Here is an 8,894-nt window from a genome sequence, read left to right as displayed (position 1 = left end):
GCAGCCGCCCAGAACCTCCGGAAACTAGCCAAGCTGATCCCAGCGCCGCAGCCAAAACCGACCTAAGAGGCGGTCGGTTCGCGCTGCGAATTGCGGCCGTCTTGCTCGAAGACCGACTTCTTCAACGGAATCGGTCAAAAGCCGACCTCGGGTGAATGACCGCTTTTGGCAAAGCGGACGTTCGCACACCTCGCAAGGGAGCTTTCAGCGACTCTTGAAATCTAGGATCAATGGTGGGCGCACATGGGATCGAACCATGGACCTCTCGCGTGTCAAGGCGGGCTAGTCGCTCGGTGGTGCGGGCCTCTCCTTGGATGATGCCATCATGCCGGTGTTTTGCCCGACGCGTCAATCGAAATTCGGAAAATGCGCAACCCATTGATCCGACTGATGCCGGCTACTGTGCATGGGGTTGTTTTCGACATTTTTGATCAGACGGCCCCGACAGCCGTCAGGCCTGGGTGATCGTTCGCAACCGGCAGAGGGTTCAGGAAGATGGATGGTGGGCGCACAAGGGATCGAACCTTGGACCTCTCCCGTGTGAAGGGAACGCTCTCCCGCTGAGCTATGCGCCCGGGACCATCATGCCGACGGCCGGACTTTCGGCCGGCCGGCACATCGGAGCCCGCGATTTAGAAGTGCGGGCCAAAGGTGTCAAGTTTCCAGGCGCCTCGAAGCCGGAAAACCTTCCGTCAATCACGCAATCGCAGGCGAAACCGTGGTTTGGGCCGCTTATGCGCCCTGCTGGCGGGCGCGGGAGGCGTGGGCCTGCAGCGCGCGGATGCGCTCGGCGAGCGTTCCGCCGCCCTCGGGCAGGGTGATTGCGGCCGCGCCATTGCCAGCGGCGTCATTGGCCGGGCGCGGCGCCGGTTTCGGGGGCTGGCCGGCCTCGGCCGCCAGCAGCGCCTCGATCGGCGAGTTCGGGCCTTCGAGCTGCATCGCGAGTTTTGCAACTTCAGCTGCGATGTCGTTGATGCGCTCGCGCAGCAGCGCATTCTCCATGCGCTCGGTCGCCCAGGAACTCTCCGCCTGCTGCTGGATCGCATTGATGTCGCGCTGGAGCTTGGCGCGCTCGTCGCGCGCGGTGCGCAGCTGCTCCTCCAGCGCGGTCTTTTCCGCGCGGAGCGATTCGAACGCCGCCGACGACTTGCCGCCGCTCAAGCCGGCGATCTCGACGCGCAGCTCCTTGATGATGCGATCATTGCCCTCGTTGGCCTGGCGGAGCTGGTTGTTCTCGTAGTCGCGCTCGGCGAGCAGCTTGCCCTGCGTGGCGAGGCGGCCTTCGAGATCGGCGACGCGGCCCGACAGCATCTCGGCCTCTTTCACCTGCACGATCAGCTGGCGATCGAGCTCGGTGACGCGCTGGCTCAGATTCTCGACACGGCCGCGCGCATCGCCGAGCTCGCGGGAGGCGGTCTCGGATTCGGTCCGCTCCTGCGTCAGCCGCGCCTGCGTGGCGGCAAATTCCTTCTCGGCGTCGCCGACGCGATTCTTCAAGTTCTCTATCTGCGCGCGCACCGCGACCAGCTCGACCTGCCGGCTCTCCGCCATCATCGAGCGGTCGGACAGCTCGGAATTAATTTTTGCGAGCTCGCCCTGCTTGTCGGTCAGCGCATTCTCGGCGGCGCGCAGGGCCTCGGTCTTGGCGCTGAATTCCTCTTCGGTGGCGCGGAGCTGTTCCTTCACCGCCTTCTCGCGCGCCTCCAGCGCGAAGATCGTGGCGTTCTTCTCGCCGAGCTCGATCTTCATGCGGTTGATAGCGTCGCTCTTCTTGCCGAGCTCGGCGAGCTGGCTCGTGGTCTTGTTCTTGAGCTGGTCGACGCTCATCTCGAGCCGCCGCGCCGACATGGCGAATTCGGCCCGGAGCTGGTCCTTGTCGGCCTGGATCTCGGCCATCGACAGAGGCGTCGCGGCCTCGAGCCGGCGCGTGGTCAGGCGGACCGCGCGGTTATGCACCAGCGGCACGATGGCAAGCCCGCACAGCATCGAGAGCAGGAAGCCGATCGCCAGGTACATGATCGGTTCGACCATGGGGCCAGAACTCCGAAAGCAAGGAAAAATTTACCAAAGACAATGCATGGCGGGCCGGCAAAAAGCCAGCCCCGCCCTGTTGTTAACGTGAATCCGGAATCGGACCGGAGGAGGGAGCCCTAGAGCATGATCCGGACCCGAAGGGCCGCGTCAGCGCAAAGTGCGCAACGGTTTTCCGGAAAGATCATGCTCGAACAACAATCTAAAGCGCGATCGCGCTTTAGAACGGGTTCCAGGTCGCGCGCGGGGTGAATTTCAAATAGCCGATATTGGCGCCCAGCCGCAGCCCAAGGCCCGAGCGGATCGGCACCAGCACGATGTTGTTGGCGGTGAGCGCCGTCATGCCGAAGCCGCCGATGATATAGGCCGAGCCGTCGATGCCGGCGAAGCGCTGGTAGATCGCGTTGGTGGCGGGCAGGTTATAGACCAGCGTCATGGTGCGCGCGCCGTCGCCGCCCCAGTCGAAGCCGAGCGAGGGGCCCTGCCAATAGACGCGCAGGTCGCCGGCGTTCTTGGTGTAGAGCGTGCCTTCGCCGTAGCGCAGGCCGGCAACGAAGGCGCCGGACCCTTCCTCACCCAGGATATAGCCGTTGGGCAGGCCCCACTGGCTGACGGCCTTCTCGATGATCGAGGCGAGCCCGCGCGAGACGTTGCCGAAGAAGCGGTGGCCGGCGGTCACGAGCTCGTCCGGCCCATAGGTGCTGGGTGACGGGCTCCGCTGCGGCGGCGGCAAATTGGGCGGCGGCGGCTGCTGGGCGGAGGCCGGGACGATCCAGCCGACCAGCGCGGCAAGCGCGACCGCAGCAAGGCGTGATGCGAAAGTCATAAAAGAACCCCTGGTATCGAATCCCGCCGCTTCCTTAACCTGACGCCAACAGGCACGGCTCTAGGTTGCGCCGGATGTCCCCTCGACTCGGATGTTATCCGCAGCAACTATGACGGCACAACGGCAGGAAGATAGCCCTTTGCGCCCCGGAATCGCCTTGATCCGCTTTCTGGTCTGCCTGCTGGCCGGCATTTGGATCGCTTGCGCAGGTTTGCCGGCCGAGGCCGCCACCACCGAGCGGATCGTCGTCAACCGCTTCAGCGGCGTGGCGATCGAGGGGTTCGACCCAGTATCCTATTTCGTCGATGGCGCGGCCGTGCAGGGGACGGCCGAGTTCGAGGCGAACCTCTGGGGCGCGGTCTGGCGTTTCCGCAACGAGGGCAACCGGGCGTCCTTCCTGGCCCATCCCGAGATCTATGGACCGCAGTTCGGCGGCTACGATCCGGCCGACATCGCCCGCGGCGTCGCCGTCGCCGCCAATCCCCGCTTCTACGTGATTTCGGCGCAGCGGCTCTATCTGTTCAGCCGGGAGGCCAACCGCGATGCCTTCGCCGCCGACCCGGAGCGCTTCCTCTATGAGGTGCGCAAGCGCTGGCCGGCGCTCCAGGAACAGCTCAGTCAGTAGCGGTCCGCCGCCTGCGGATCGCCCCAGGCGATGAATTCCGGGATAATGAAGCCGGTGTCGCCGCGCTGGCCGAATCGGAGCTCGCCACCCTTGCCGTCGGTGACCTTGCCGCCGGCCGCCGTTACGACCGCGCAGCCCGCCCCGACATCCCATTCGCAAGTGGGTCCGAAGCGGGGATAGATGTCGGCGCTGCCCTCCGCGATCCGGCCGAATTTCACCGCCGAGCCGACCGTCTTCCTGACCGCATTGGGCCGGCCGTCGATGAACGCCTCGCTTCTGAGGTCGCCATGGGAACGGCTCACCGCCGCGATCCAGGGCTCGCCCTGCGTCGGCAGCGTGCGGGTGCGGACCGGTTCGTCAGCACCGATGCTCGTGCCGTCAAAACTGACGCGCTCGGCGCCGCGGCCGACGATGCCGCGCCAGAGCAGACCGAGCGCGGGCGCGGCTACGATGCCCAGCAACGGCACGCCTTCGGTCACAAGGGCGAGGTTGACGGTGAACTCGTCGCGGCCGGCGACGAACTCCTTGGTGCCGTCGAGCGGGTCGATCAGGAAGAAGCTGTCGCGGAATGGCGGCGAGGCGAGCTGGGTCCGCTCTTCCGACAGCGTCGGCACGTCGCCCGCAAGCTGCGCCAGGCCGTCGGCGATGATGCGGTCGGCGGCGAGATCGGCCTCGGTGACCGGCGAGCCGTCCTGCTTGCCGTCGACCCGCATCGCTGCGCGGTTGACCGCGAGAATCGCTTCGCCCGCCTTCACCACCAGCGCAGTGAGCGGCTCCATCAGGTGGGAGGCGGCCGGGCCGTCGATGATCCGCTTCACCTGCATGCCTCATTCATCGGCAATTCCATCCTACTCGACTGATTCGCTGCGGCTTTAGGGCCGCTTCGAGCCGATCGCAAGCTAGCTGCCACGGGCTTGCGAATGTTAGAACCTGCGGCATTCGTCAAGCATGCGTGATTCGCCGCGTCCGCGCCGTGCAATTCCAGGAACCCTTTATGTCTGACGCTTCGTCACCCGGTACCGCTACCGCTCCAGATGCGCTCGAACTCGCCGCGCTCCTGTGCTCGCGGGTCTGCCACGATCTCATCAGCCCTGTCGGCGCCATCGTCAATGGGCTCGAAGTGCTCGACGACGATCCCAAGCCCGAGGATCGCGAGTTCGCGCTCGATTTGATCCGCAAGAGCGCGAAAACCGCCTCCGCCCGCCTCCAGTTCTGTCGCCTGGCCTTCGGCGCGGCCGGCTCGTCCGGCGCGCAGATCGACCTCGGCGACGCCCAGACCATGGCGCGCGGCCATATCGAGGACGGCAAGTGCTCGATCACGTGGAATCTGCCGCGGCTCTTGCTGCCGAAGAATCGCGTCAAGCTGCTGCTCAATATGCTGGTTGTTTCCCAGCACACGATCCCGCGCGGCGGCATGCTGACGATCGATCCGATCGGTGACGGCGAGACCATGAGCTTCCGGGTCACCGCGACCGGTCATAATGCGCGCCTGCCGCAGAACATCTCCGAACTCCTGAGCGGGGAGCGCGGCCCGGCCGCGGATGCGCACGCGATCCAGCCTTATTATACGCGGCTGTTGGCAGAGGCTTGCGGGCTCACCGTGCGGCTCGCGCACGAGGGCGAAGCCATCACCATCACCGCGTCGTAGGCGCGCCGCGGCCCTCAAACGTTAATCGAATCTTTACGAGGCGCTTCGGCTTGTCCGGAGCGCCTTATCTCTTTGTTGGTTCCGTTCTTTTGCACATACTCAACCATTATTAAACGCTTTGCGGTGAAGCTGGCCCCATTCCGAAATGGCGCATCACAAGTCGTGCGCGCCCTCCCTGTATGAAGGCCTGTTTTCATGGATGATCTGTTGCGGGAGTTTTTGACGGAGACCAGCGAGAGCCTGGACACCGTCGACAATCAGTTGGTGAAGTTCGAGCAGGAGCCGAACAACGCCAAGATCCTGGATAACATCTTCCGCCTGGTCCACACCATCAAGGGCACGTGCGGTTTCCTCGGACTGCCGCGGCTTGAAGCGCTGGCACATGCCGGCGAGACGCTGATGGGCAAATTCCGCGACGGCATGCCGGTGACGGGACAGGCCGTCACGGTGATCCTGTCCTCGATCGACCGCATCAAGGAGATCCTTGCCGGCCTCGAGGCGACCGAAGCCGAGCCCGAGGGCACCGACCGCGATCTCATCGACAAGTGCGTCCGGGCGAAGTCTCGCTCGACGAGCTCGAGCGCGCCTTCCGCGAGACCGCGATCGAAGCGCCGGCCCCCGTCGTCAAGGCCGAGCCCGCGCCGGCTGCTGAAGCTCCCGCGCCCGCCGCCAAGGAAGCTGCGAAGCCGGCCAAGGAAAAGGTCGCGCCGAAGAAGTCGATGGCCGACGAGGGCGCCGCCGAGGGCGACCGCATCGCCAACCAGTCGATCCGCGTCAACGTGGATACGCTGGAGCATCTGATGACCATGGTCTCCGAGCTGGTCCTGACCCGCAACCAGCTGCTGGAGATCTCCCGCCGCAACGAGGACACCGAGTTCAAGGTGCCGTTGCAGCGCCTGTCCAACGTCACCGCCGAGCTGCAGGAAGGCGTCATGAAGACGCGCATGCAGCCGATCGGCAATGCCTGGCAGAAGCTGCCCCGCATCGTCCGGGACCTGTCGAGCGAACTCGGCAAGCAGATCGAGCTGGAGATGCACGGCGCCGACACCGAGCTCGACCGCCAGGTGCTCGATTTGATCAAGGACCCGCTCACCCACATGGTGCGCAACTCCGCCGACCACGGCCTGGAGACCCCCGCCGAGCGGCTCGCGTCCGGTAAGGGCGAGCAGGGCACCATCCGCCTGTCCGCCTATCACGAGGGCGGCCACATCATCATCTGCATCGCCGACAACGGAAGAGGCCTCAACACCGAGAGGATCAAGGCCAAGGCGATCTCCTCCGGTCTCGTCACCGAGGCCGAGCTCGAGAAGATGAGCGAAGCCCAGATCCACAAGTTCATCTTCGCGCCCGGCTTCTCCACCGCGGCCGCCATCACCTCGGTCTCCGGCCGCGGCGTCGGCATGGACGTGGTGCGCACCAATATCGACCAGATCGGCGGCACCATCGACATCAAGTCGGTGGCCGGCGAGGGTTCCTCCGTCACCATCAAGATCCCGCTGACCTTGGCCATCGTCTCGGCGCTGATCGTCGAAGCCGCCGGCGACCGCTTCGCGATCCCGCAGCTCTCGGTGGTCGAGCTCGTCCGTGCGCGGGCCAACAGCGAGCACCGCATCGAGCGCATCAAGGACACCGCTGTCCTCAGGTTGCGCAACAAGCTCTTGCCGCTGATCCACCTCAAGAAGCTCTTGAAGATCGACGACGGCGCCGCCAGCGATCCCGAGAACGGCTTTATCGTGGTCACGCAAGTCGGCAGCCAGACCTTTGGCATCGTCGTCGACGGCGTGTTCCACACCGAAGAGATCGTCGTGAAGCCGATGTCGACGAAGTTGCGTCACATCGACATGTTCTCCGGCAACACCATTCTGGGCGATGGCGCTGTCATCATGATCATCGATCCCAACGGCATTGCCAAGGCGCTGGGTGCTGCCGGCTCCTCGGCCCATGACATGGGCGACGAGAACGGCGCGCATCACATCGGATCGGGCGAGCAGACCACCTCGCTGCTCGTCTTCCGCGCTGGCTCCAGCCAGCCCAAGGCGGTCCCGCTCGGGCTCGTCACCCGCCTGGAGGAGCTGCCGGCCGACAAGATCGAGTTCAGCAACGGCCGCTACATGGTGCAGTACCGCGAGCAGCTGATGCCGCTCGTCGCCATGGAGAGCGTCACCATCGCCAGCCAGGGCGCCCAGCCGATCCTGGTGTTTGCGGACGACGGCCGCTCCATGGGCCTCGTCGTCGACGAGATCATCGACATCGTCGAGGAACGGCTCAACATCGAGGTCGGCGGCTCCGCCTCCGGCATCCTCGGCTCGGCCGTGATCAAGGGCCAGGCCACCGAAGTGATCGACGTCGGCCACTTCCTGCCGATGGCGTTCGCCGACTGGTTCACCCGCAAGGAGATGAAGCCGTCGCAGCACTCGCAGTCGGTGTTGCTGGTCGACGACTCGGCGTTCTTCCGCAAYATGCTGGCACCCGTGCTGAAGGCGGCCGGCTACCGCGTCCGCACCGCGCCGACCGCGCAGGAGGGCCTGGCTGCGCTGCGTGCGCAGAGCTTCGACGTGGTCCTGACCGACATCGAGATGCCCGACATGAACGGGTTCGAGTTCGCCGAAGTGATCCGCTCCGACACCAATCTGGGCGCGATGCCGATCATCGGCCTGTCCGCGCTGGTGTCGCCGGCGGCGATCGAGCGCGGCCGTCAGGCCGGCTTCCACGACTATGTCGCCAAGTTCGACCGTCCCGGTCTGATCGCGGCGCTGAAGGAACAGACCGCGGGCGCCGCCGGCGCCTCCGAGCTGAGCCGGGCAGCGGCGTAACGGCACTGGGGATCAGGAGATACCGCTATGAGCAACAAGAAGACGCAGATCGGCGAAGGCGCCATGGTCGAATACGTCACCGCGATGATCGGCGGCCAGCTGTTCGGCCTGCCGATCTCCCGGGTCCAGGACGTGTTCATGCCCGAGCGCGTCACCCGCGTTCCCTTGTCCTCGCGCGAGATCGCGGGGGTGCTGAACCTGCGCGGCCGCATCGTCACCGTGGTCGACATGCGCGCCCGGCTCGGCCTGCCCAAGCCCGAGGACGGCAAGGCCCCGATGGCGGTCGGCGTCGACCTGCGCGGTGAATCCTACGGCCTCCTGATCGACCAGATCGGCGAGGTGCTGCGGCTTGCCGAGGCCGGCATGGAAGAGAACCCCGTCAACCTCGATCCCCGCATGGCCAAGCTCGCCGGCGGCGTCCACCGCCTCGACGGCCAGCTCATGGTCGTCCTCGACGTCGATCGCGTCCTCGAGCTCGCGCCCGAGATGATGGCGGCCTGATACGGCGGCATCGCCGCCGACGGACTCGCAATGGAAGTACCCCCACAAGGGGGTAGGAAGCAGAGGTTCACATGCGCACTTGTCTCGTCGTTGATGATTCCAGCGTCATCCGCAAGGTTGCGCGCCGGATCCTGGAGGGCCTCGACTTCCAGATTCTCGAAGCCGAGGACGGTGAGAAGGCACTGGAGGCCTGCAAGCGCGGCTTGCCCGATGCCGTGCTGCTCGACTGGAACATGCCGGTCATGGACGGCTACGAATTCCTTGGCCATCTCCGGCGGATGCCCGGCGGTGACCAGCCCAAGGTGGTGTTCTGCACCACCGAGAACGACGTCGCGCACATCGCCCGTGCGCTGCACGCCGGCGCCAACGAATACATCATGAAGCCCTTCGACAAGGACATCGTGACGGCGAAATTTCAGGAAGTCGGACTTATCTGAGCGAACATCCGGA

7 protein-coding genes, 1 tRNA gene and 1 pseudogene are annotated in these 8,894 nt (G+C 65.4%); 5 read left to right on the top strand and 4 right to left on the bottom strand.

What is annotated here, in order from left to right; translation table 11 throughout:
* Positions 1 to 500: 500 nt before the first annotated feature.
* The 3 genes from AB4Z51_RS06935 to AB4Z51_RS06925 form a co-directional block, all read right to left on the bottom strand.
* Positions 501 to 575, bottom strand: a tRNA-Val gene (locus AB4Z51_RS06935).
* A gap of 157 nt (positions 576 to 732) precedes the next feature.
* Positions 733 to 2,031 carry a hypothetical protein gene (locus AB4Z51_RS06930; protein WP_085398735.1) on the bottom strand — a complete coding sequence of 433 codons (1,299 nt, stop codon included), beginning with the start codon at positions 2,029 to 2,031 and terminating at the stop codon, positions 733 to 735.
* A gap of 220 nt (positions 2,032 to 2,251) precedes the next feature.
* Complete coding sequence (locus AB4Z51_RS06925) at positions 2,252 to 2,857, bottom strand: DUF1134 domain-containing protein (RefSeq protein ID WP_028151234.1); 606 nt, start codon at positions 2,855 to 2,857, stop codon at positions 2,252 to 2,254.
* Positions 2,858 to 2,996: 139 nt separating this feature from the next.
* Between AB4Z51_RS06925 and AB4Z51_RS06920 the strand changes: the two genes are divergently transcribed.
* Entirely contained in the window at positions 2,997 to 3,482 is a 486-nt protein-coding gene (locus tag AB4Z51_RS06920) for a YHS domain-containing (seleno)protein (RefSeq protein ID WP_085398734.1), read from the top strand.
* On the opposite strand, the gene AB4Z51_RS06915 is transcribed toward AB4Z51_RS06920, so the two are convergent.
* The gene (locus AB4Z51_RS06915; RefSeq protein WP_441497185.1) at positions 3,476 to 4,306 is read right to left on the bottom strand and encodes a 3'(2'),5'-bisphosphate nucleotidase CysQ family protein; all 831 of its coding nucleotides are present in this window, start codon (positions 4,304 to 4,306) and stop codon (positions 3,476 to 3,478) included. The two genes, AB4Z51_RS06920 and AB4Z51_RS06915, sit on opposite strands and share 7 nt — an antisense overlap.
* 170 nt (positions 4,307 to 4,476) lie before the next feature.
* Between AB4Z51_RS06915 and chpT the strand changes: the two genes are divergently transcribed.
* The 4 genes and pseudogenes from chpT to AB4Z51_RS06895 all read left to right on the top strand — a co-directional run bounded on the left by chpT (position 4,477) and on the right by AB4Z51_RS06895 (position 8,881).
* The gene (chpT, locus tag AB4Z51_RS06910) at positions 4,477 to 5,130 is read left to right on the top strand and encodes a histidine phosphotransferase ChpT (RefSeq protein WP_063985400.1); all 654 of its coding nucleotides are present in this window, start codon (positions 4,477 to 4,479) and stop codon (positions 5,128 to 5,130) included.
* 195 nt (positions 5,131 to 5,325) lie between these two features.
* Positions 5,326 to 7,943 (top strand): annotated as a pseudogene (locus tag AB4Z51_RS06905) (hybrid sensor histidine kinase/response regulator).
* A gap of 27 nt (positions 7,944 to 7,970) precedes the next feature.
* Positions 7,971 to 8,444, top strand: a complete 474-nt coding sequence (locus AB4Z51_RS06900) for a chemotaxis protein CheW (protein WP_166082010.1) — start codon at positions 7,971 to 7,973, stop codon at positions 8,442 to 8,444.
* A 71-nt stretch (positions 8,445 to 8,515) separates the two neighbouring features.
* Entirely contained in the window at positions 8,516 to 8,881 is a 366-nt protein-coding gene (locus tag AB4Z51_RS06895) for a response regulator (RefSeq protein ID WP_007600538.1), read from the top strand.
* Positions 8,882 to 8,894 lie beyond the last annotated feature (13 nt).

This window comes from Bradyrhizobium sp. 2TAF36, from assembly GCF_052114925.1.
GTDB lineage: Bacteria > Pseudomonadota > Alphaproteobacteria > Rhizobiales > Xanthobacteraceae > Bradyrhizobium > Bradyrhizobium barranii.
This window is presented reverse-complemented; position numbering and strand designations above follow the sequence as displayed.

Coding starts and splice junctions, on each gene's coding strand:
- AB4Z51_RS06925 (WP_028151234.1), bottom strand. CDS start 2,857: ATGACTTTCGCATCACGCCTTGCTGCGGTCGCGCTTGCCGCGCTGGTC.
- chpT (WP_063985400.1), top strand. CDS start 4,477: ATGTCTGACGCTTCGTCACCCGGTACCGCTACCGCTCCAGATGCGCTC.
- AB4Z51_RS06895 (WP_007600538.1), top strand. CDS start 8,516: ATGCGCACTTGTCTCGTCGTTGATGATTCCAGCGTCATCCGCAAGGTT.
- AB4Z51_RS06900 (WP_166082010.1), top strand. CDS start 7,971: ATGAGCAACAAGAAGACGCAGATCGGCGAAGGCGCCATGGTCGAATAC.
- AB4Z51_RS06930 (WP_085398735.1), bottom strand. CDS start 2,031: ATGGTCGAACCGATCATGTACCTGGCGATCGGCTTCCTGCTCTCGATG.
- AB4Z51_RS06915 (WP_441497185.1), bottom strand. CDS start 4,306: ATGCAGGTGAAGCGGATCATCGACGGCCCGGCCGCCTCCCACCTGATG.